This is a genomic window from Bacillus sp. FSL W8-0102 (assembly GCF_038007225.1).
GTDB lineage: Bacteria > Bacillota > Bacilli > Bacillales > DSM-4216 > Bacillus_O > Bacillus_O smithii.
Map to the genome: position 1 here is coordinate 1728386 of NZ_JBBOWT010000001.1, position 24564 is coordinate 1752949.

Sequence of the window (24564 nt, forward strand, 5' to 3'; positions counted from 1 at the left end):
GTACGGAAAATTATTGCGGATGAAAAGTTGATTTTGTTTTTCATCCATGAGTCCATGTGTTTTGGTCTTACTACTAAGAGATGAAATTTTTCAAATTGGCTGAACAGCAAACATAGAAAATGTAAACTTATAAAGGAATTGTAGTTAAAAAATAAGGGAGTAAGTTTATAATATGAAAAAGTTTGCTTTAATTACCGGGGCGAGCGGGGGAATTGGTCAAGCAGCTGCTCGAGTATTGGCCCAAAACGGATGGAATTTGTACCTTCATTATCATCAAAACCGTGAATCCATCCAAAACTTGATGAATGATCTCAAACCATATGGTTTAGAAATCATCCCTATTCAAGCAGATTTAAGAACGGATGACGGAATCACCACTTTGGTCGAAAGCCTTTTTTCCGTTGATGCCCTCGTTTATGCGAGCGGGAATTCCTATTATGGGCTGCTTCAAGACATGTCGACTGTCGAAGTGGATGAACTTCTTGCTGTGCATGTACGAAGTCCGTTGCTGCTCATTCGATCGATATTGCCCAAAATGTCTGCGAAACGGAAAGGCCAAATTGTACTTGTCAGTTCCATTTGGGGACAGACGGGGGCCGCATATGAAGTCGCCTACTCAGCTGTAAAAGGTGCACAAATCGCTTTTGTAAAGGCGCTAAGCAAAGAAGTGGCTGCGAGTGGAATCCGCGTTAATGCAGTGGCGCCAGGAGCAGTCGCAACCAAAATGGTGACCGAACAGCTGTCGGAAGAGGAATTGTCGATTTTAAAAGAGGAAATCCCAATGAGGAGGCTTTCCGCCCCGGAGGAAGTGGCTGAAGCCATCGCGTTTTTGTTATCTGATCAATCTTCTTACATAACCGGTCAAATATTGGCGGTGAACGGTGGCTGGTACACATAATTCAAAACGAATGTCTTTTACGAACATAGATGAATAAACCCGGTTTAAGAATGTATATTTTTGTGCAGACGTTACAAACTATACTTGTATCTCACTAAAGGGAGGTTCAATGAATGTCTGTACTTGATAGCTGGGAACAATGGAAAGATTTTCTAGGAGACCGTTTAAATCAAGCGAAAGATCAAGGAATGAATCAGCAAGCAATCAGCGATATTGCTTATCAAATCGGCAACTACCTTGCAAACCAAGTAGATCCGAAAAATGAGCAGCAACGGGTGTTGGCCGATCTTTGGTCTGTCGCTTCCCCGGAAGAACAACATGCCATTGCTAATGTCATGGTAAAACTTGTGCAAAATAACGGGACTCATTAGAGAGGGAAATCCCTCTCTTTTTTTTTCTTTAAAAAATGGCGAAAATCATTTATCATAATAGCTAGATGTTTATTACCACCCGGATTGTCACTTGGAGGGTTTTATGGAAAAACAAGAGTGGTATTTAGAATACGAAATACAAAAGAACCGTCCTGGGCTCTTAGGCGATATTTCTTCATTGCTCGGCATGCTCTCAATTAATATTGTGACAATCAACGGGGTTGATCAAGGAAAACGGGGCATGCTTCTATTGGCTAAAACGGAAGAACAAATTGTCCGCCTTGAATCCATTTTGCGAACAATGGACACGATTAAAATTGTAAAACTTCGAAAGCCTAAAGTAAGAGATCGTTTGGCTGTTCGTCATGGAAGATATATCACCCATGACGCTGATGACAAAAAGACTTTTCGATTTGTGCGAGATGAATTAGGAATACTGGTTGATTTTATGGCGGAATTATTTAAACAAGAAGGCCATAAACTGGTTGGAATTCGCGGGATGCCGCGTGTAGGCAAAACAGAATCCATTGTAGCGGCAAGCGTCTGCGCCAATAAAAGATGGCTTTTTGTTTCTTCAACGCTGATTAAGCAGACTGTCCGCAGTCAATTGTTTCGGGAAGAATACAGCGACCAAAATATTTTTATTATTGACGGAGCCGTTTCGGTAAGGAAAGCAAATGAAAAACATTGGCAGCTCATTAGAGAAATTATGCGGATCCCGGCCGTAAAAGTAATTGAGCATCCTGATATTTTTGTCCAAAACAGCGAATATTCCATTGATGATTTTGACTATATCATCGAATTGCGCAATAATCCAAATGAAGAAATTACATACGACTTGATGTATAAAAATCAACTTTTTCAGAATTCTGAGTTCGAAGGATTTGACTTTTAAAATTGGAAGGTGTTTACGGTGACAGAACTAGGAAACCGCTTGAAAGAAGCAAGGGAAGCGAAGGGGCTTACCCTTGATGACGTTCAGGAAATGACCAAGATTCAAAAAAGATATTTGGCCGGCATTGAAGAAGGAAAATATGATCTGATGCCGGGAAAATTTTATGTTCGAGCCTTTATTAAGCAGTACGCGGAGGCTGTAGGGCTTGATGCTGAAGAAATTTTCAATGAATATAAAAATGAAATTCCGGACTCTCATGAAGATGAAATTCCTCAGCGAGTGACGCGGATAGAACCGTCTTCGCGAAGGACTGTTTCCGGCGGGGCTTCGGGAAAGTTTTTCGATTATTTGCCGAAGATTATTGTAGCTGTGTTTATTATCGGAGCGATTTTTCTTGTATGGGCATTGATTCCAAAAGGCGGCGGAAATGAAAAAAGCGGAAATGATCATACGGTCAAAGTGGAGCAATCCAAAAATGTAGAGCCTGTTAAGGAAAATTCCGTCAGCAAGAAGAAAGAAACGAAAAAAGAAGCGAAGAAAGAAGAAAAAACGTCTAAAACGGACAAAAAAGAAGCGAACAAAAAGGAGCAATCCGAGTTGAAAGCTGTTCAGTCTAGTGGTCGACAAACGGTTTACCAATTGACGAATGCGAAAGATTTCAAAATATCGATTGCTTCAACGGGTGAAAGCTGGATTCAAGTGACCGATGAAAGCGGAAAATCGTATTTTTCTAATTTGCTTCGAAAAGGACAAACGCAAACGTTTGATTTGAAAGGCCACAGTCAAGCGAAAATTGTGGTCGGTTTTGCACCTGCGACAGAGATTAAAGTGAATGGTCAAACCGTTCAATATAAAATCCCTGCAAATCAGGTCGTTCGCCAGGACATCATCATTCAAAATCGTACATCGGCGCAATAAATTAATTAAAATTGTTTAGGATACTGTTTTCGATGGAATAGTGGGGGTACTTCTTGTGAATTTACCAAACAAAATTACTGTATCACGTATATGTTTAATTCCAATCTTCGTTATTTTGCTTGTTGTTCCATTCAATTGGGGAAACATCACCATTCTAGGGACAACTATGCCTGTGACTCACTTCGTGGGGGCCCTTGTATTTATCCTTGCCTCGACCACCGATTGGATTGACGGACATTTTGCACGAAAGTACAACTTGGTCACGAACCTGGGAAAATTTCTTGATCCGCTTGCGGACAAATTGTTAGTTTCGGCTGCGTTTATTATACTGGTTGAATTGGGATATGCTCCTTCTTGGATCGTCATTTTGATCATCAGCCGCGAGTTTGCGGTGACAGGGCTTCGCCTTGTACTTGCTGGGGAAGGAGAAGTAGTTGCGGCCAATATGCTTGGAAAAATTAAAACATGGACGCAAATCATTGCGATTTCTGCGTTGCTTCTTCATAATATTTTGTTTGAAAATTTCTCGATTCCGTTTGCGGATTTTGCCCTTTGGGTAGCGCTCTTTTTCACGTTATGGTCAGGCTGGGATTATTTCGCCAAAAATGCACATGCATTTAAAAACTCCAAGTAAAATGAAATGAAACAACTAGAAAGGCTGGCTCATCCAAGAACTCGAAAAAGACGGTTATGCACTTTCGTTCTTGTTGAAGAGCGGCCTTTTTCTGTTTGGATCTCTATATGATTGAGGAGGACTATTTTATGAATGCTGAAATTATTTCGGTTGGTTCCGAACTTCTACTCGGCCAAATCGTCAATACGAATGCACAATTTCTTTCTCGTCATTTGGCTGAAATGGGCGTCAACGTATTTTATCAAACCGTTGTCGGGGATAACAGCGATCGGCTTCTTTCAACGATTCAAAAAGCAGAAGAAAGAGCAGATCTCATCATTTTTACAGGTGGTCTTGGCCCGACACGTGATGATTTAACAAAAGAAACCATTGCCGCGCATCTAGGCAAGAAACTCGTTTTGAACGACGAAGCGTTTAAAGGAATTCGTCAATATTTCCTTAAAATAGGCCGTGAGATGACGGAAAATAACAAAAAACAAGCTCTTGTTCTAGAGGATTGTCTTGTTTTGCCGAATGAAAACGGCATGGCTCCCGGTATGTTTGTGAAATCAAAAAATAAATTTTATATGCTTTTGCCGGGGCCGCCAAAAGAAATGCAGCCGATGTTCGAAAAATATGGAAGGCCGGCTATATTAAATGTTTTGGATCGCCAAGAAAGCATTGTTTCACGCGTATTGCGTTTCTTTGGCATCGGAGAATCGCAGTTGGAGACAGAGATTGAAGATATGATTATGAACCAAACAAACCCGACCATTGCGCCTTTAGCCGGCGACGGAGAAGTGACCATTCGACTTACGGCGAAGCACCGTTCAAAAGAGACAGCTAATGAGATGATTGACAAAGTAGAAAAAGAGATTTTAAACCGTGTTGGCGAATACTTTTATGGTTATGGACAAACTACGATTGCAGCTGAATTAGTACAGAAGCTGAAACAACAAAATAAGACGATTGCCTGCGCTGAAAGTTTGACCGGAGGACTGTTTCAAAGCATGATCACCGCTGTTGCGGGAGCAAGCGCCGTTTTAAAAGGCGGGATTGTTTGTTATACAAACGAAGCGAAAGAGCATCTGGTCGATGTTTCAAAAAAGACGCTTGATACGTTCGGAGCGGTCAGTGAGCAATGTGCGAAAGAGTTAGCTGAAAATGTACGGAAAAAGCTTAACGCTGATATTGGAATCAGCTTTACGGGAGTAGCAGGACCCGATTCTTTAGAAGAAAATCCTCCTGGAACTGTTTGGATCGGCATTTCTGAAAAAGGGAAAGAATCAAAGGTCGTATTGCTGAAGCTTGCAGGGGATCGGAATCAAATTCGTAACCGTACAGCTAAATACGGTTGTCATTTTTTGCTGAGAACTTGTCAGTAATTTGCTGAAAATGATTGACTTTTCTTTTTTATTGCGCTATTCTTTAAACAAGAGCCACACAATTCCATATAGTATAAGAATTGACTCTTATCAAGAGCGGCGGAGGGAATAGGCCCGAAGAAGCCCGGCAACCTTCAAGAATCAATGCTTGAAAAGGTGCTAATTCCTACAGATCAGGAAATGATCTGGAAGATAAGAAGGGAAATGATGAACTCAAGCCCTCTTCTTATTGGAAGAGGGCTTTTGCCGTTCCTCATCCATCAGGATGGGATCTATTCTCAGATAAGTCGCTGAAATTTCAATCTTCGAATTTTTCGGGAGGTTTTATTATGGCAAACGAGCAATGGGAAAAAGACACAAAATTATTGCATGCAGGGCAAATACCTGATCCTGCGACAGGAGCCCGTGCAGTACCGATCTATGAAACTACTTCTTATGTGTTTCCGGATACGGAACACGCGAGCGCTGTATTTGGACTAAAAAAAGAAGGGAATATTTATACCCGGATTACCAATCCAACTGTTGATGTATTTGAAAAAAGAGTGGCGGCGCTTGAAGGAGGTACTGCAGCAGTAGCATTTTCTTCAGGCATGGCAGCTATCGCGCTCTCCGTTTTAAATGTTGCGAGTGCAGGAGATGAAATTGTCGCAGCGTCTGAATTGTACGGCGGTACTTATAATTTGTTTTCTGCTACTTTTCCTAAATATGGGATTCATGTAAAATTTGTCGATGCTCAAGATCCTGAAAATTTTCGAAAAGCGATCACTCCACGAACAAAAGCTCTTTTCGGAGAAATCATCGGAAATCCAAGTCTAAATGTGTTGGATGTTGAAAAAGTTGCGGCCATTGCCCATGAAAATGGGATTCCGTTGATTGTAGACAATACGTTTGCGTCACCATATGGTTCCAATCCAATCAAATGGGGAGCCGATGTTGTCGTTCACTCGGCAACAAAATGGATTGGCGGTCATGGAACAGTTATTGGCGGAGTTGCTGTAGACGGCGGCCACTTTGATTGGAATAATGAAAAATTCCCTGATTTTATCGAACCGGACCCAACTTATCACGGTTTGCGTTATGCCGATTTAGGAGGAACTGCGTTTGCAACAAAACTCCGCGCACAGCTATTGCGTGATTTTGGGGCATCTTTAAGCCCGCATAGTGCGTTTTTGCTATTGCAAGGATTAGAAACGTTGCATCTTCGTTTGCCCAGACATCACGATAACACGAAAGTCATTGTTGACTATTTGCTGAAGCATCCAGCAGTGGAATGGGTGTCTCATCCTAGCTTAAGCGATCATCCTTCCCATGAATTGGCCAAAAAATACTTAAATAATTTCTTCGGCTCTATTGTGGTATTTGGCATTAAAGGCGGTCGAGAAAGCGGGAAAAAGCTCATTGATCACATTCAACTTTGGTCGCATCTCGCCAATGTGGGCGATGCAAAATCGTTAATAATCCATCCGGCCTCCACTACACATCAACAGCTATCAGCTGATGAGTTGAAATTAGCAGGTGTCAGTGAAGAAATGATTCGTCTTTCTGTTGGACTGGAATCTCCGAAAGATTTAATTGCCGATCTCAATCAAGCTATCGAAAAAGCAACCGGCATTTCGGCTGAAAAGCTTGAAATATAAACAATTTGAAAAGGGGGCGTATTGCTCTCTTTTTCTTCTTTTGTTTGCTTTTCATTCTGCTTTGTTTTAAAATATTCAGTAGAAAATGATCCAGACAAATTCTCTTCGTGTGACCATCCACCATTAATCCCTCTCTTGGACATTTTCCCCCCTCTTTTTTTTTACTTTCAATCCAATTTATGAACAAGAGCATTTGAATTTCAGCAATAGCTGGAAAAATTAGGATTAGCTGAACATGGTATTTTGAAAAATTATAATGACGAATAAATGTTCGATTTTTGCTTGTAAATCGTTTCAGAAACATTTATATTATTAGTAGGCTTTAACAAAAAAACAGCTCCGGAAGATACTGTTGAATAAAATCCAAAATCAATGAGGAAAAACATATGCTTTTAATAGATTGATATTTGAGGAGGAAATAGCGAGTGAATGATCGTCAAGCGGCGTTAGAAATGGCGTTAAAGCAAATAGAAAAGCAATTTGGTAAAGGATCCATTATGAAATTGGGCGAACAAACGGACCGAAAAGTATCTACTGTTCCGAGCGGTTCTCTTGCTTTGGATGCGGCGCTGGGGGTAGGTGGATATCCGCGAGGTCGGATCATCGAAATTTATGGTCCTGAAAGTTCAGGGAAAACGACGGTAGCTTTGCATGCAATTGCTGAAGTGCAAGCACAAGGTGGCCAAGCGGCTTTTATCGACGCTGAGCACGCGCTGGATCCCGTTTATGCGCAGAAACTGGGTGTCGATATTGATGAACTTTTGCTTTCACAGCCGGATACCGGTGAACAAGCGTTAGAAATCGCTGAAGCATTGGTTCGTAGTGGAGCCGTTGATATTATCGTGATCGACTCAGTGGCAGCTCTTGTTCCGAAAGCGGAGATTGAAGGAGAAATGGGTGATTCCCACGTCGGTTTGCAAGCGAGATTGATGTCCCAGGCGCTTCGCAAACTGTCCGGAGCCATTAACAAGTCCAAAACGATTGCCATTTTTATCAATCAAATCCGCGAGAAAGTAGGCGTTATGTTTGGAAATCCTGAAACGACGCCAGGCGGACGGGCGCTGAAATTCTATTCATCGATTCGTTTGGAAGTCCGCCGTGCAGAGACGCTGAAACAAGGAAATGAAATGGTCGGCAATAAAACGAGAATTAAAGTAGTGAAGAATAAAGTGGCACCGCCTTTCCGCACCGCAGATGTGGATATTATGTACGGTGAAGGAATATCGAAAGAAGGGGAAATTATCGACCTCGGCTCCGAGCTCGACATTATCCAAAAAAGCGGTTCGTGGTATTCCTACAATGAAGAAAGACTGGGGCAAGGACGTGAAAATGCCAAACAGTTTTTAAAAGAAAATCCAGAGATCCGCGATGAAATCATGTATAAAATTCGGGAACATTACGGTTTGGATACCCCTCCTGCTGAGCCGGAAAACCACGAGGAGGAACAAGAAAATTTCAGCTTGCTCGATGATGAGGCATAAAAAGCAAAGCGTTCGCTTTGCTTTTTTCAATAGGGGAGAATAATCCTTCTTCCATCTGGTTATGGTGGTACTGACTCTGTATTTGAAAAGAGCAGGGACTATTGCAGAAAGACAAAAAAGTGGAAACTTTCAGGTGGAGCTGTTCTGATGGAGCTGGTTTTGCTCAGTTGTCGCAACTGTCTGGCACTCATCTTTAGTGAATCCATTCAATTAGGAAAAAACATTGCGGGAGTTTTGAAAGTCTAACCTGTGGGTGAGACCACATTATCAGCTGACAGGCACAGTCGATGTGGCTATTTGGACAAACTTCTAAGACAAGTTTTGTTCGGAATCGATTCTGTTATAAGGGCACTACTCTTGATTTCTTGGCCTTTAATCTTATTGGATTCTCATTTTTAGCAGCGGAGTTGGAGACATGACCTATTTTAGCTGATCCATTTTTAAAGCGGGTAGTTTGAAATTTACAAGTTTTGGACGGGTATTTTTTTATGGGTGATGATTGGAGGGTGCTTTGCTGTAGCACAGGTTGGCTTTGGGGGTGCTGTACCGCAAGACAGCGAGCGATTCACTAAATGGTTTTATTCTTAGGTATTTTATTAGAGGCTTGTTTGGCAAACGAGCTCGCTTAATGTATGTTGCGGATTACATCCGTTCCTTGTCACTTTGGACGGTTTTGCTCGATCGGATGCGATTCAACACAAAGTTTCATGAATTTTCATCCTGCAGGGTCGCTCCCTTTCTCGTTTATAACCAACGCTGTATTTGACAAATGCTTGACAATGATTTTTTCCAGCCTTAAAATTAATATGTATATTTTACATTTTTTCACACTAAAATTGGCAAGCCTAGCGCGCTGTATATTGATAGGGAAACAATGTACAAGCCGACATGTTAGAAGCATGATACAAGTTCATAGCAAGAGGAGGTGAAACAATGACATCCATTATAATCATCTCCATTTTGCTTGGCCTAATCGTCGGTGTAGTTGTTGGCTATTTTGTTCGAAAATCCATTGCTGAGCATAAAATCGCAGGGGCAAAGAGTATTGCGGATCAAATCATTGAAGACGCAAAGCGCGAGGCGGAATCGGTGAAAAAAGAATCCCTGCTGGAAGCAAAGGATGAAATTCATAAGCTTCGTACAGAAGCGGAACGAGAAATTCGTGAACGAAGAAACGAATTGCAGAAACAAGAAAATCGTTTATTGCAAAAAGAAGAGAACCTTGACCGCAAAGATGAACTCTTGGATAATCGGGAGTCGATGCTGGAAAAGAAGGAAGATTCTCTAGCTGAAAGACAACAACATATTGAAGAGATGGAAAGCAAAGTGGACGAGATGGTGCGAACGCAGAAAGCCGAACTGGAACGTATCTCGGGTCTCACTCGCGAAGAAGCCCGTTCTATTATTTTGGAACGCGTTGAAAATGAATTGTCCCACGAGACAGCTCTTATGATAAAAGAGCATGAAATTCGCGTGAAAGAAGAGGCTGACAAAAAGGCGAAAGAAATTCTGTCGCTGGCCATTCAACGGTGTGCCGCTGAGCATGTGGCTGAAACAACCGTTTCTGTTGTCAACCTTCCAAACGATGAAATGAAAGGACGCATTATTGGACGGGAAGGACGTAATATTCGGACACTTGAAACACTAACGGGGATAGACCTCATCATTGATGATACACCGGAAGCGGTAATCTTGTCTGGTTTTGACCCCATTCGCCGTGAAACTGCGCGAATCGCTCTTGAAAAGCTGGTGCAGGATGGAAGAATCCATCCGGCAAGAATCGAAGAGATGGTGGAAAAATCAAGACGAGAAGTGGACGAATATATTCGCGAAGTTGGTGAACAAACGACTTTTGAAGTGGGGGTTCACGGACTTCACCCTGATTTAATTAAAATTTTGGGACGTTTAAAATTCCGGACGAGCTACGGTCAAAACGTTCTGAATCATTCCAAAGAGGTGGCCTATCTTGCCGGCCTGTTGGCAGCGGAATTGGGTGAAGATGAAACTTTAGCCCGCCGCGCAGGACTTCTTCATGATATCGGAAAAGCGGTGGACCATGAGGTAGAAGGAAGCCATGTTGAGATTGGAGTAGAACTTGCAACCAAGTACAAAGAACATCCAGTAGTGATCAACAGCATTGCTTCCCACCACGGAGATACGGAACCGACATCTGTAATTTCCGTATTAGTGGCGGCGGCTGATGCGTTATCTGCGGCCAGACCGGGAGCTCGAAGCGAGACGCTCGAAAACTATATCCGCCGTCTCGAAAAATTAGAAGAGATTTCCGAATCTCACGAAGGCGTGGAAAAATCATATGCCATTCAAGCGGGGCGCGAAATACGAATCATGGTGAAACCTGAACAAGTCGATGACTTAGAAGCGCATCGGCTGGCAAGAGACATTCGCAAACAGATTGAGGAAGAGTTAGATTATCCTGGTCATATTAAAATCACAGTCATTCGTGAAACAAGGGCTGTAGAATATGCGAAGTAAAAGCGGTGTGAGATTTCACACCGCTTTATTTAGAGTGACAGCCCTTACAAAAAATGCTTAATTCAATGCATTTACTTGAATAAAATCAATACCAGTGATTTTAAGTTATACCATTATCCTAAGAACTGCTATATCTTTCTTCATTGAGCAAAATTACAAAATAGAAAGGAAATACATATGAAGCTACTTTTTATCGGCGACGTCGTCGGATCACCAGGAAGAGATATGGTTTCAGAATATCTGCCGAAATTAAAAGATAAATACCGTCCTGATGTCATCATTATCAACGGAGAAAACGCAGCAGGCGGCAGGGGGATTACCGAAAAAATATACAGAGGTTTTTTAAACCTCGGGGCCCATGCGATCACCCTTGGAAACCATACTTGGGATAACAAAGAGATTTTTCAATTTATCGATGATGCTAAACAATTGGTCCGTCCCGCCAACTTTCCGAACGGAACACCAGGAAAAGGAATGATATTTGTAAAAGCCAATGGTTTTGAAGTGGCTGTGATCAGTCTTCAAGGCCGAACGTTTATGCCTGCTTTGGATGACCCGTTTCAGGCAGCGAATTCCCTTATTAAGAAAGCTAGAGAACGGACTCCGATCGTCTTTGTTGATTTTCATGCAGAAGCGACGAGTGAAAAGCAAGCGATGGGCTGGTATCTCGATGGGAAAGTTTCAGCAGTCATTGGGACTCATACTCATATTCAAACAGCAGACAACCGTATTTTGCCAAATGGAACCGCTTATTTAACGGATGTTGGCATGACAGGCCCTTACGATGCGATATTAGGAATGGATCGGGATGCTGTTGTCAAAAAATTTCTCACCGGCCTTCCTGTTCGTTTTGACGTCCCTAAGAACGGCCGCAAACTTTTAAGCGCCTGTATTATTGATATTCATGATAAAACAGGGATGGCGAAAAAAATTGACCGTATTCTCGTGAATGAGGACTCTCCTTTTTTATCCGAATAATTCTATGAGCAGGTAGACTATATAAATCGCTAGGTTCGTTCCCCCTTTTTTGCGACCAAGCCGGAATATTCAGTGAAATTTCAGAATATAGTAGCAGTGGAATCATTTATACCAAACATGTTCACTCGAATGGACATTCGGTATTGGGAAATGACAAGGGGGAACAAGAAATGGAAATATTAAAAGTTTCAGCAAAATCTAATCCGAATTCTGTAGCTGGAGCACTTGCCGGTGTTCTTCGTGAGAGGGGCGCGGCAGAAATACAAGCAATTGGGGCCGGTGCTCTGAATCAAGCGGTGAAAGCGGTTGCCATTGCGCGCGGGTTTGTCGCCCCAAGCGGTGTTGATCTAATTTGCATCCCTGCGTTTACGGATATTCAAATTGAGGGAGAAGAAAGAACGGCGATAAAGTTAATAGTCGAACCACGGTAATCTTACAAGCTGTTTTTCGAAGAAATCGAAAAACAGCTATTTCTTTTTTTAAAGGCAAACCCAGACCCAAAAGGTTCTAAAAGATTCATTGGAAACGGAATGTTACAAAAATAAAAATCTTTTTGACATATTATCCCGATCATTTTACAATGAAATAAATCATCCTCATCTACATAGTTCCGTTCGTTGAAGGGGTATTTTATGTTTGCGACATTACGAAAAGGTGGTTTTCAAAATGATTTTTGATGCTCATTGTGATGTATTGTATCAACTTCAGAATGACGGAACAAAAGATTTTCAAAATGGGGACGATCTGCATATAACCTATCAACAGCTTGTAGATACGGGCGCCAAAATTCAATGTTTTGCGATTTTTTTGTCTCCCCGGGTGAAGTCGCATAATCGTTTTGATACAGCACTCGAAATGGTGGATTTATTTTATGAAAAAATTCTGAAGCCTAATCCTCATATAAAGCTGGTACGGTCTAAACATGATATTGACAATTTGAAAGATAACGAGATGGGAGCTGTTTTAACGCTGGAAGGATGCGAATCAATTGAAGAAAATTTGGTGAAGTTGCGCGCGCTTTATCGATTAGGATTACGGTCTGTTGGTCTAACATGGAATTATGCGAATGCGGCAGCCGATGGCGCTTTGGAAAAGCGCGGGGGAGGTTTAACATATTTTGGTCAGTCGATGATCAAAGAATTAAATAAACTAAAAATATGGACAGATGTTTCCCATCTTTCTGAAAAAGCATTTTGGGATACGATCGAGTTGGCTGAGTATCCAATCGCGTCCCATTCCAATTGTTACCGGATTTGCAAGCATCCTCGAAATTTAAAAGATGATCAAATCAAAGATTTAATCCAAAAAAACGGAGTGATTGGCATCACATTTGTCCCGGAATTTGTAAAGGAAAACGGTCAAGCTCAAATTTCCGATGTCATTCGCCACATTGATCATATCTGTTCATTAGGTGGGGAACATCATTTAGGGTTTGGCTCGGATTTTGACGGAACAGAAAAAACGATTCCTCGTTTGTCTCGGTACAAAGACTACGAAATTCTTATAGAGTCTCTGTTAAAATACTATTCTGCACGACAAGTGAAAAATTTTTTGTTTGACAATTTTGTCAGCCGTTTTCCCCAGTGACGAGTGTTGATGAAAGAAGAGAGTAGTTCAGAAAAAGGAGGGTTTCTTTTAATTTTTTTCTATACGAAACAGGATTAATAGGAAATGAACTGAAAAAATGATAAACTAGTAAGAAGTAAATGCAATTTATTGTGAACGTATAAAGGGGTGTAATTTTATGATAGAGCAGCTTTCATGGAAAGTTGGAGGGCAGCAAGGTGAAGGAATTGAGAGTACTGGGGAAATTTTCTCCATCGCTTTAAATCGGCTAGGTTATTATCTCTATGGATATCGTCACTTTTCTTCACGAATTAAAGGTGGACACACGAATAATAAAATACGGGTTAGTTCGACAAAAGTCAATTCTGTCGCCGATGATTTGGATGTTTTAGTGGCTTTTGACCAAGAAACAATCGATGTCAACTATAAAGAACTGAACGATCATGGCGTGATCATCGCCGATTCTAAGTTTGAACCGAAGAAACCGGAAGATACAAAAGCGGTTCTTTATTCTGTTCCGTTTACGGAGTTGGCAACAAATCTTGGAACTTCTCTTATGAAAAACATGGTGGCGGTTGGAGCGACTTGCGCCATTTTAAATATTGACGTTGAAGTATTTCGCGAAGTAGTGAAAGAAATTTTCGGCAAAAAGGGAGAAGCCGTCGTACAGAAAAACATGGAAGCCATACGGCAAGGGTATCAATTTATGCTGTCTGAGACAGAAGGGCAGATCAGCCATCTTGAACTTGCCCCGGCTGATGGAAAAAAACGGATGTTTATGATTGGAAACGATGCAATTGCGCTCGGAGCGCTTGCAGGGGGAGCACGATTTATGGCGGCTTACCCAATCACTCCTGCTTCTGAAATTATGGAGTATTTAATTAAAAAATTGCCGCTTGTTGGCGGAACCGTGATCCAAACGGAGGACGAAATTGCTGCGGCAACAATGGCCATAGGGGCCGGCTACGGCGGAATCCGAGCATTGACTGCTTCGGCAGGGCCCGGTCTTTCATTAATGATGGAATCGATCGGGTTAGCGGGCATGACAGAAACGCCGATCGTGATCATTGATACTCAGCGTGGAGGTCCTTCCACAGGCTTGCCGACGAAACAAGAACAATCGGATCTATTGGCGATGCTGTATGGAAACCACGGTGAAATACCTAAAATCGTCATCGCTCCTAGCACGGTGGAAGAAGCGTTCTATGACACGGCTGAAGCTTTCAACCTTGCGGAAGAATATCAATGTCCTGTTATTGTGCTTTCTGATCTGCAATTGTCGTTAGGAAAACAGACAGTAGAACCGCTCGATTATTCAAAAGTGGAAATTCGCCGCGGAAAATTGATTCCTCTGCAAGAAGAGTTGCCGGAACTTCCTCAAAAAGGGTATTTTAAACGCTATGAAGTAACGGAAGATGGCATTTCACCAAGAGTGATACCAGGAATGAAAAACGGCATCCACCATGTAACGGGAGTGGAACATGACGAAACAGGAAAGCCTTCAGAAAAGCCATTGAATCGCAAACAGCAAATGGATAAACGCATGCGGAAAATCCAGCATGTCCATTTTAATACGCCTGTTTACAAAAATTGCCCTCATGAAGAATCGGATTTATTGCTAATTGGCTTCAACTCGACACGCGGAGCCATTGAAGAAGCAATAGGACGCTTAGAAAAAGAAGGATTGAAAGTGAATCATGCTCATATAAGACTTATTCATCCGTTCCCAAGCGAAGAACTATTGCCGTTGATCAAGTCAGCGAAAAAAGTAGCGGTCGTAGAGCACAACGCTACAGGCCAGTTGGCAAAAATCATTAAAATGAATGTGGGCTACGGGGAAAAGATTGTCAATGTCTTAAAGTACGATGGAAATCCGTTCTTACCAAGCGAAGTTTATACAGAGTGCAAACAATTATTTCAACCACAGGAAATTTAAACAGTACAAGGGAGTTGTGTGAAATGGCCACATTTAAAGATTTTCGGAATGATGTGAAACCTAACTGGTGCCCGGGATGCGGAGACTTCTCAGTTCAAGCCGCTATTCAGCGTGCAGCTGCGAATGTTGGTTTGGAGCCTGATCAGCTGGCAGTCATTTCAGGTATTGGTTGTTCTGGACGGATATCCGGTTATATTCATTCTTACGGACTACACGGTACTCACGGTAGGGCGTTGCCAATTGCACAAGGCGTGAAAATGGCGAATAAAGACCTAACGGTTATTGCTGCAGGTGGTGATGGCGACGGGTTTGCGATTGGATTGGCTCATACGATCCACGCGATTCGCCGCAACATTGACATTACGTATATCGTGATGGACAACCAAATTTACGGTTTGACGAAAGGACAGACATCTCCGCGTTCATCAGCCGGCTTTGTCACAAAATCAACACCGGATGGATCGATTGAACCAGCTTTATCTCCGATGGAACTCGCGTTAACATCAGGCGCGACATTTGTGGCTCAAGGATTTTCTTCCGATATTAAGGAATTGACTGCTTTAATCGAAGCGGGCATAAAGCATAAAGGTTTCGCCTTTATCAACGTCTTTAGCCCATGCGTGACGTACAATAAAATCAATACGTATGATTGGTTTAAGGAAAATTTATTCAAATTAAGCGATGTTGAAAATTATGATCCATCCAATCGCGCCTTGGCTATGAATACGTTAATGGAGCATAACGGGTTAGTGACGGGATTGATTTATCAAAATACTGAACAGCCTTCTTATCAAGAACAAATTCATGGATACGCAGAACAACCTTTAATTCAACAAGATCTGCGTTTATCAGATGAACTTTTCAATGAGTTGGTAGAAGAATTTATGTAAGAGAATGAGACAAAACAGCACTTCTTCCTAAAAGGGAGGAGTGCTGTTTTTGTGTCTTCTGTCTCTTTAGGCGTTTACTATTGTTTAATTGGCTAAAACCCCTTATACTAAGAGAATGTGTAGATTTAGTTGAACTGCATGACAAAGAGCCTATATAATGAAAAAATAGGGAACTTAAAAACTGAATGGAGGATTTTCATGAACGAAGAACAACGTTTGCAAAGTCAACAAGTGAAAACGGTTGATCCTTCGGACAAAAAATCCGAAAAGGATTACAGCAAATATTTTCAGCGGGTCTTTATGCCGCCTTCCATGAAAGATGCCAAACGCCGAGGAAAAGAAGCAGTCAAATACCACGAAGATTTCAGCATACCGGAAGAATTTTTAGGAATGGGAAAAGGCCGGAAATTCTATATTCGTACTTACGGCTGCCAAATGAACGAGCATGATACGGAAGTAATGGCAGGTATTTTAATGCAATTGGGCTATGAACCGACAGATCAACCGGAAGATGCCAATGTGATTCTTTTAAATACTTGCGCCATCCGCGAAAATGCGGAAAACAAAGTATTTGGAGAAATTGGCCATTTAAAACCGTTGAAAATGGAAAAGCCTGACCTGCTATTGGGAGTATGCGGTTGCATGTCCCAGGAAGAATCGGTAGTCAATAAATTGCTTAAGCAATACCAGTATGTGGATATGGTATTTGGAACTCATAATATTCACCGTCTCCCTCATATTTTGAATGAAGCCTATATGGCAAAAGAAATGGTTGTCGAAGTGTGGTCGAAAGAAGGAGATGTCGTTGAAAATCTTCCGAAAGTTCGTCAAGGAAAAATTAAAGCATGGGTAAACATTATGTACGGATGCGATAAATTCTGTACTTATTGTATTGTTCCTTATACGCGCGGAAAAGAACGCAGCCGTCGTCCGGAAGATATCATTCAAGAAGTACGCCAACTGGCGGCACAAGGATACAAAGAAATCACGTTGCTCGGTCAAAATGTAAATGCCTACGGAAAAGATTTTACCGATATGGAATATGGACTTGGCGATTTAATGGATGATTTGCGCAAAATTGATATTCCACGAATTCGCTTTACCACTAGCCATCCGCGCGACTTTGACGACCATTTAATTGAAGTGCTCGCGAAAAAAGGAAACTTAATGGAACATATCCATTTGCCAGTTCAATCCGGATCCAGCGAAATCTTAAAGATAATGGCTAGAAAATATACCCGTGAACAATATTTGGAACTTGTCCGCAAAATCAAAAAAGCGATCCCGGATGTGGCGTTGACAACAGATATTATTGTCGGTTTTCCGAACGAAACAGAAGAGCAGTTTGAAGAAACGTTGTCCCTTGTCCGAGAAGTAGGATTTGAGTCTGCTTACACTTTTATTTACTCACCTCGGGAAGGAACCCCGGCAGCTAAGATGAAAGACAATGTCCCGATGGAAGTAAAGAAAGAACGCTTGCAGCGATTAAATGAACTTGTGAATGAACTTTCCGCCAAAGCGATGAAAAAATATGAAGGAAAAATTGTAGAAGTGCTGGTGGAAGGGGAAAGCAAAAACAACCCTGACGTTTTGGCCGGTTATACTCGGAGAAATAAATTGGTCAATTTCAAAGGACCAAAATCCGCCATTGGCCAAATTGTCAAAGTAAAAATCACGGAAGCCAAAACATGGACATTAAATGGAGAAATGGTGGTAGAACGAGAAGCTGTCGAGGTGAAATAGGGTGGCCAAATACTCAAAAGACGACATTGTCGAACGCGCCAAAGAGTTGGCGAAAATGATTGCGGAATCGGAAGAAGTCGATTTTTTCAAAAAAGCGGAAGCAAAAATTCATGAAAATGAAAAAGTTCGACAATTAATAGCAAACATTAAAAGTTTGCAAAAACAGGCTGTCAATTTTCAACATTATGGAAAAACAGAAGCGCTGAAAAAAACGGAAGAAAAAATCGAACAGCTTGAGAGAGAATTAGACGATATTCCCGTTGTTCAACAGTTTAAAGAATCCCAAGTGGATGTAAACGATTTGTTGCAGATCGTAGCCAACACGATATCCAATACCGTGACAGATGAAGTGATTACTTCTACAGGCGGAAACCTACTGACAGGAGAAACCGGAGCTCAAGTTAGAAACAAGCTATCGGGGAACCATCATTAATCTCCGAAAGGGATTGACCAAGGAGCCCCTTTTAAGCAAGAAAACCCGACGATCAAATCATTTTTCTCGTCGGGTTTCTCTATGTGCGCCCGGCATGTACATGAACTATAGGGTGTAAGTCCCGAACCCCGAAGACAGAAGTAGAGGTTAGCCAAGAGCAAGGGTGTCCGTGGTGACGCGGAATCTGAAGGAAGCTGGAGGCAAAACACCGGTCCGAGGAACACGAACCTCATATAAGGCTAGGTATGATTGAGTGAGTTTGCATAACAAAACAAAGCTCTTTCTGTCGAAGGTCATATCGAGTAAATGAGGCGGATAGATGGTGTGAAAGTGCATGTACTTACCCGGGGAGGTCTGGCGGATATGTGAAGTACTCTTCATAACCTACTTAGTGATAAGTAGCTGAACCGTCAGAAGTCAGCAGAGGTCATAGTATTAGTTGGTCTAGAACAACTAAGAAGGACCGAACAATTAAGAGAGAATAGCCCTTGGTATTCAGTGAGTCATGATGAACACAGAAAACGTAGTACCTCACTTGAGGGAGGAAGCGGTGAATCCCGTGGGAGACCTCTTGGAGGGTGGAGTGACCACTGGCATAAAGAGAACAGCTATTCACGGAAGTTATAAAGACTTGCGTCAATTATCTTAATTGAACCGCCGTATACGGAACCGTACGTACGGTGGTGTGAGAGGACGGGAGTTAATCGCTCCCTCCTACTCGATTTCTGGAGTGAGTGAATTTTCGCGATCATCATCAATGCCCGATATAAAGCTTTATATGAAAAAAAGTGCCCTTGGATCATTATACCGACTATTGGGAAAACCCCTTTTTGTATTTACATTCAATATCATTTGAACGGAATGGAGAAGGAAAAAATGAAAAATAGATTCTTTCTTACTCTATTAGAAGGAGAATAACATTCTATTTCACATGGAATCCGCACTGTTGGAAAAAAACACGAGGCTTTAGCACACCCGTTTATCCCTCCGCATAGGATAAAGTGAAATTACATGAGGAGGGTTCGCTCAAATGCCAGAATTTAGAGAAATTATAACAAAGGCAGTTGTAGCTAAGGGGCGCAAATTTACCCAGTCCCATCATACGATCACTCCGCCGCATCATCCTTCAAGTATTCTAGGCTGCTGGATTATTAATCACGAATATAAAGCAAAGAAGAGCGGCAAGACGGTCGAAATTAGAGGGACTTATGATATAAACCTATGGTACTCTCATCATGACAACACAAAAACTTCCGTTATTACAGAAAAAGTGGAGTATGTGGATGTTGTGAAATTAAAGTATCGCGACCCCGATTGTGATGATAAAGAAGTAGTGGCACGTGTGCTACAACAGCCGAATTGTAATGAAGCTGTCATTTCTTCGAATGGCAATAAGATGGTCGTTCATATCGAACGAGAGTTTTTAGCAGAAGTCATTGGCGAGACAAAAGTCTCCGTCATGATCGATCCAGATGGCGTAGAAGATGATGATTGGGATTCCGAGCTATCCGATGAAGACTTTGAAGAACTCGATCCCGATTTCATCGTCGACGATGAAGAAGAATAAGAAATCTGAATGCCAATTTTCGAAGAATCAGCAGCCTATTCCATGGAAGGAATCAGGCTGTTTTTTATTATATGATTCTTTTATGATATAATTATACTTTGTTAGAAATAGGCTTCGGGAAAGGATTGGAGAAACAAATGCCGCAATATACTCCAATGATTCAACAATATTTAAAAATTAAGGCTGAATATCAAGATGCCTTTTTATTTTTTCGGTTAGGCGATTTTTATGAAATGTTTTTTGATGACGCGATTAAGGCTTCGAAAGAATTGGAAATTACTTTGACCAGCAGGGACGGCGGTGGCGATGAAAGGATTCCGATGTGCGGCGTCCCTTATCACTCTGCCGATAGCTATATACAGCAGCTGATTGAAAAAGGCTATAAAGTTGCGATATGTGAACAAACAGAAGATCCCAAACAAGCAAAAGGGGTAGTTAAACGCGAAGTGATCCAGCTGATTACTCCCGGAACGATGATGGAAGGGAAAGGACTGCTGGAAAAAGAAAATAATTATATTGCATCGGTTTCCGGAATGGAAGATGAGACGTTCGGACTAGCCTATACGGATTTATCCACCGGAGAAAATCGTGTAACACTGCTGACAGCTTTTGAAGATGTGGTAAATGAACTGTCCACGCTTGGAACAAAAGAAATTGTTATCGACCCTTCTTTTGATAACAGCTTGCAAAAAACAATAAAAGAGCGGTTGTCGTTGACGATTTCTTATGAAGAAGATCAGGAAGTCAAATCGGAATATCAACATCTTTTGGAAAGGCTTGAGGATTCACGGCTACGTTCGACTTCTGCCAGACTTTTTAATTATTTGTATCGCACGCAAAAAAGAAGCTTGGACCATTTGCAAACAGTCGAAACCTATCACGTCCATAATTATATGAAAATAGATTACTTTTCCAAAAGAAACCTGGAGTTGACGGAAACGATTCGATCGAAAGGGAAAAAAGGCTCTCTTCTATGGCTCTTGGATGAAACCATGACGGCCATGGGAGCGAGACTATTAAAACAGTGGATTGACCGTCCGCTCATTCAAAAGAGCAAGATTGAAAAGCGGCTTGCTCTTGTCGAGTTGCTGCTGAATCGTTATTTTGAACGCCAAGAGCTAAGAGAGCGATTAAAAGAAGTTTACGATCTTGAAAGGCTCGCCGGCAGAGTGGCGTTTGGAAATGTTAATGCCCGGGATTTAATCCAGCTGAAAAAATCACTACAGCAAATACCTTCTTTGAAAGATCTATTAGGTCAAATGGACAATGACGATATTCAAACAATAGCGTCCAAATTAGACCCGTGTGAAGAATTAACCGATCTGCTCGAACGGGCGATTGTCGAGAATCCGCCATTGTCCGTGAAAGAAGGCGGAATTATCAAGGACGGTTACCACGCCGAATTGGATCGCTACCGAGACGCTAGTCAAAACGGGAAAAAATGGATCGCTCAATTGGAAAAAGAAGAAAGAGAGCGGACTGGAATTAAATCGTTGAAAGTCGGTTATAACCGCGTGTTTGGATATTATATTGAAGTGACAAAAGCCAATCTTCATTTGCTGGAAGAGGGACGTTATGAACGTAAACAAACGTTGGCGAATGCAGAACGTTTTATCACACCGGAATTGAAAGAAAAGGAAGCTTTAATTTTACAGGCGGAAGAAAAAAGCGTGGATTTGGAATACGAAATCTTTTTATCTATTCGGGAATATGTTAAGTCTTTTATTCCTAGACTGCAGGCTTTGGCCAAAACTGTCAGCGAGCTGGATTGCTTGCAATGTTTTGCCACTGTCAGCGAAAAACAACACTACATAAAACCGCGTTTTAACGATGGGCGAACATTACGGATTAAAGGGGGACGCCACCCGGTTGTAGAGAAAGTCATGGATTCACAAATGTATGTGGCCAATGATTGTTTGATGGACAAAGGTCGGGAAATGCTACTCATCACCGGACCGAACATGTCAGGAAAAAGCACGTATATGAGACAAATTGCCTTAACGGCTATTTTAGCCCAAATTGGTTGTTTTGTACCGGCCGAAGAAGCGGTTCTGCCTATTTTCGATCAAGTGTTCACGAGAATTGGCGCGAGTGATGATTTGATTTCAGGACAAAGTACGTTTATGGTGGAAATGCTCGAAGCAAGAAATGCCATCGTCCATGCGACGCAAAATTCTTTAATTCTTTTCGATGAAATCGGCAGAGGAACCTCTACATATGATGGAATGGCCTTGGCACAGGCTATCATTGAATATATCCATGATCATATTGGGGCTAAGACTTTATTCTCGACCCACTATCATGAATTAACGGTTTTGGAGAAAGAACTGGATCAATTGAAAAATGTTCATGTAAGTGCCGTCGAGCAAAACGGAAAATTAGTTTTCCTTCATAAGGTAAAAGAAGGAGCTGCAGATAAAAGTTACGGTATTCACGTGGCGGAATTAGCGAACCTCCCTCAAACGTTGATTAAAAGAGCGAAGGAAATTTTGACGGATCTCGAATCTACAGGTGCTTCTCCTTCTAATAAGGAAAAAACCGATGAAAGTGAAAAGAAAGATTCCAAGCGGTCAGTGAAACAGGAAGTGGAGCAGCTGTCTTTCTTTGATGAGGAGCAAAAGACAGAACCGAAAGCAACCGTCACCCCGCGGGAAAAAGAAGCAGCCCGAGCGTTAAAAGCTCTCAACTTATTAGAAACGACTCCGTTAGAAGCATTAAACAAGTTATATGAATTGCAAAAAATACTAAATCAATAACATGATGAAATGAATCTCCGTTAAGCCGTGCGTTTAGAGGATCGAGGAAAGGAGAGGGCTTTTATGGGAAAAATTATTCAACTCGACGACATGTTGTCCAATAAAATTGCGGCGGGAGAAGTCGTGGAACGCCCTGCATCGGTTGTTAAAGAATTGGTGGAAAATGCCATAGATGCCCATAGCACGGTGATCGAAATCGATGTCGAGGAAGCTGGTCTCCAATCCATTCGGGTAGTGGATAATGGGGACGGAATCGAAGAAGAAGATGTGTTGACAGCGTTTGAACGACATGCCACAAGCAAGATCAAGGATGAAAACGACTTATTTCGCATCCGTACACTCGGTTTTCGCGGCGAGGCGCTCCCAAGCATTGCTTCGGTATCTTATTTAGAAATCACGACAGGAACAGGGGAGGGGGCCGCTACCAGAGCTGTCTTAGAAGGAGGCAAAGTCGTTCGGAAGGAAAAAACATCCGCTCGTAAAGGGACGGAAGTGATCGTTTCCAATCTTTTTTATAATACACCCGCAAGGCTGAAATATATGAAAACGATTCATACGGAACTCGGAAACATTACCGATACGGTCAATCGTCTGGCGCTTGCTCATCCAGACGTTTCCATTCAGCTGCGACATAATGGCCGAGTTTTGCTTGAAACAAACGGAAATGGGGATGCTCGGCAAGTTCTCGCTGCTATCTATGGACTAAACACGGCTAAAAAAATGATCCCGATTTCTGCCAGGAGCATCGATTTTGAAATCGAGGGATGGATCTCCCTTCCGGAGTTAACGCGTGCCTCCCGCAACTATATTTCGACTATTATCAATGGCCGATATGTCAAAAATTATCCTTTAGTGAAAGCCATTCAGGAAGGCTATCACACGTTGCTTCCGATTGGAAGATATCCTATTGCGTTAGTGATGATCCAAATGGACCCTCTACTGGTAGATGTCAATGTGCATCCATCCAAATTGGAGGTTCGTTTAAGCAAGGAACAAGAATTGAATGAGCTGATGATGAAAACCATTCAAGAAGCGTTTCGGTCAAAGCGATTGATTCCGTTGGAAAATGCTGCTCCTAAATGGAAAAAGGAAAAAACTGTCCAGCAAAGTTTTGAACTTGACCACCTGCCGAAACAAACGGAGCCCATTATCCATACAGCCGTTCCAATTCATCGTCCGCCTGAGCTTACCAACACTTATGAGAAACATCAAGAAGAAGAACGTCATTTGCCTGAAGACATGTTGGAACAAGAGCAGTCAGAGTTAAAGAGCTCTCCGAATTTTGTGCGAGAATATGATGTACAAGAATCCGAAACGGTTGTGGAGGCCGTTGACGACTCTTCATTGGAAACAACGGAGAGCAGTCAACGTCAGAGCCGCATTCCGCCATTATATCCCATCGGTCAAATGCATGGAACTTATATACTAGCCCAAAACGAACTAGGACTTTACATTATTGACCAACATGCTGCTCAAGAACGGATCAAATATGAATTTTTCCGTGAAAAAGTGGGGCAAGTGGAAAATGAACTGCAAGAAATGTTAGTGCCGTTGACATTGGAATTTTCGGCTGACGAATATGTGAAAATTTTAGAGTATAAAGATGAATTGGAAAAAGTGGGAGTATTTCTGGAGCCGTTCGGTATTCACTCTTTTATCGTACGCGCTCACCCTCAATGGTTTCCAAAAGGAGAAGAACAAGAGATTATTGAAGACATCCTTCAACAACTGATTACGATGAAAACGGTTGATATTAAAAAACTGAGGGAAGAAGCAGCGATTATGATGAGCTGCAAACGATCCATTAAAGCGAATCACCATTTGCGCCAAGATGAAATTCAGGCGCTTTTGGACGATTTACGGAAAGCTTCCGACCCGTTCACTTGCCCTCATGGCCGACCCGTTATTATTCATTTTTCGGCATATGAACTGGAAAAAATGTTTAAACGGGTAATGTAGCGGGATTATGATTAACACGATTTGGTGGTGTTTATCCGCCATTTT

Annotated in this window: 19 protein-coding genes and 1 riboswitch; all 19 genes read left to right on the forward strand. The window is 41.9% G+C overall.

The window, feature by feature from the left end; translation table 11 throughout:
* Positions 1-172 precede the first annotated feature (172 nt).
* The 19 genes from ymfI (at position 173) to mutL (ending at position 24519) form a co-directional block, all read left to right on the forward strand.
* Positions 173-898, forward strand: a complete 726-nt coding sequence (gene ymfI / locus N1I87_RS08295; protein WP_003352419.1) for an elongation factor P 5-aminopentanone reductase — start codon at positions 173-175, stop codon at positions 896-898.
* A 113-nt stretch (positions 899-1011) separates the two neighbouring features.
* Positions 1012-1269 carry a DUF3243 domain-containing protein gene (locus N1I87_RS08300; RefSeq protein WP_003352418.1) on the forward strand — a complete coding sequence of 86 codons (258 nt, stop codon included), beginning with the start codon at positions 1012-1014 and terminating at the stop codon, positions 1267-1269.
* A gap of 103 nt (positions 1270-1372) precedes the next feature.
* Positions 1373-2164, forward strand: a complete 792-nt coding sequence (locus N1I87_RS08305) for a DUF3388 domain-containing protein (protein WP_048623417.1) — start codon at positions 1373-1375, stop codon at positions 2162-2164.
* A gap of 18 nt (positions 2165-2182) precedes the next feature.
* Positions 2183-3082, forward strand: a complete 900-nt coding sequence (locus N1I87_RS08310; RefSeq protein ID WP_341101322.1) for a helix-turn-helix domain-containing protein — start codon at positions 2183-2185, stop codon at positions 3080-3082.
* Positions 3083-3137: 55 nt separating this feature from the next.
* The gene (gene pgsA, locus N1I87_RS08315; protein ID WP_003352414.1) at positions 3138-3716 is read left to right on the forward strand and encodes a CDP-diacylglycerol--glycerol-3-phosphate 3-phosphatidyltransferase; all 579 of its coding nucleotides are present in this window, start codon (positions 3138-3140) and stop codon (positions 3714-3716) included.
* A gap of 128 nt (positions 3717-3844) precedes the next feature.
* On the forward strand, positions 3845-5080 hold the full coding sequence (locus tag N1I87_RS08320; RefSeq protein ID WP_003352413.1) for a competence/damage-inducible protein A: 1236 nt from the start codon (positions 3845-3847) through the stop codon (positions 5078-5080).
* 84 nt (positions 5081-5164) lie between these two features.
* Positions 5165-5279: riboswitch (SAM riboswitch) on the forward strand.
* A gap of 130 nt (positions 5280-5409) precedes the next feature.
* The gene (locus tag N1I87_RS08325) at positions 5410-6717 is read left to right on the forward strand and encodes an O-acetylhomoserine aminocarboxypropyltransferase/cysteine synthase family protein (protein WP_048623414.1); all 1308 of its coding nucleotides are present in this window, start codon (positions 5410-5412) and stop codon (positions 6715-6717) included.
* A gap of 425 nt (positions 6718-7142) precedes the next feature.
* On the forward strand, positions 7143-8198 hold the full coding sequence (gene recA, locus N1I87_RS08330) for a recombinase RecA (protein WP_003352410.1): 1056 nt from the start codon (positions 7143-7145) through the stop codon (positions 8196-8198).
* Positions 8199-9131: 933 nt separating this feature from the next.
* Positions 9132-10691 carry a ribonuclease Y gene (gene rny, locus N1I87_RS08335; protein WP_048623412.1) on the forward strand — a complete coding sequence of 520 codons (1560 nt, stop codon included), beginning with the start codon at positions 9132-9134 and terminating at the stop codon, positions 10689-10691.
* A 177-nt stretch (positions 10692-10868) separates the two neighbouring features.
* A complete protein-coding gene (locus N1I87_RS08340) occupies positions 10869-11669 on the forward strand; it encodes a TIGR00282 family metallophosphoesterase (protein WP_003352408.1) in 801 nt (266 codons plus the stop codon).
* Between the two features lie 170 nt (positions 11670-11839).
* Complete coding sequence (spoVS, locus tag N1I87_RS08345) at positions 11840-12100, forward strand: stage V sporulation protein SpoVS (protein ID WP_003352407.1); 261 nt, start codon at positions 11840-11842, stop codon at positions 12098-12100.
* A 235-nt stretch (positions 12101-12335) separates the two neighbouring features.
* A complete protein-coding gene (locus N1I87_RS08350; RefSeq protein ID WP_341101324.1) occupies positions 12336-13256 on the forward strand; it encodes a dipeptidase in 921 nt (306 codons plus the stop codon).
* A 157-nt stretch (positions 13257-13413) separates the two neighbouring features.
* Entirely contained in the window at positions 13414-15171 is a 1758-nt protein-coding gene (locus N1I87_RS08355) for a 2-oxoacid:acceptor oxidoreductase subunit alpha (protein WP_003352405.1), read from the forward strand.
* Positions 15172-15194: 23 nt separating this feature from the next.
* Positions 15195-16061, forward strand: coding sequence for a 2-oxoacid:ferredoxin oxidoreductase subunit beta (locus tag N1I87_RS08360; RefSeq protein WP_048623408.1), 867 nt, complete (start codon positions 15195-15197; stop codon positions 16059-16061).
* A gap of 198 nt (positions 16062-16259) precedes the next feature.
* Positions 16260-17804 (forward strand): tRNA (N6-isopentenyl adenosine(37)-C2)-methylthiotransferase MiaB, encoded by a 1545-nt coding sequence (miaB, locus tag N1I87_RS08365; protein ID WP_003352402.1) that lies wholly within the window; start codon positions 16260-16262, stop codon positions 17802-17804.
* 1 nt (position 17805) lies between these two features.
* Positions 17806-18237, forward strand: coding sequence for a RicAFT regulatory complex protein RicA family protein (locus tag N1I87_RS08370; protein ID WP_048623407.1), 432 nt, complete (start codon positions 17806-17808; stop codon positions 18235-18237).
* A 1030-nt stretch (positions 18238-19267) separates the two neighbouring features.
* The gene (locus tag N1I87_RS08375; protein ID WP_327825084.1) at positions 19268-19804 is read left to right on the forward strand and encodes an outer spore coat protein CotE; all 537 of its coding nucleotides are present in this window, start codon (positions 19268-19270) and stop codon (positions 19802-19804) included.
* Positions 19805-19941: 137 nt separating this feature from the next.
* Positions 19942-22560: a DNA mismatch repair protein MutS gene (gene mutS, locus N1I87_RS08380; protein ID WP_341101326.1), complete on the forward strand. Its 2619-nt coding sequence runs from the start codon at positions 19942-19944 to the stop codon at positions 22558-22560.
* Positions 22561-22623: 63 nt separating this feature from the next.
* Complete coding sequence (gene mutL / locus N1I87_RS08385; protein WP_341101327.1) at positions 22624-24519, forward strand: DNA mismatch repair endonuclease MutL; 1896 nt, start codon at positions 22624-22626, stop codon at positions 24517-24519.
* The last annotated feature ends 45 nt before the right edge of the window (positions 24520-24564 follow it).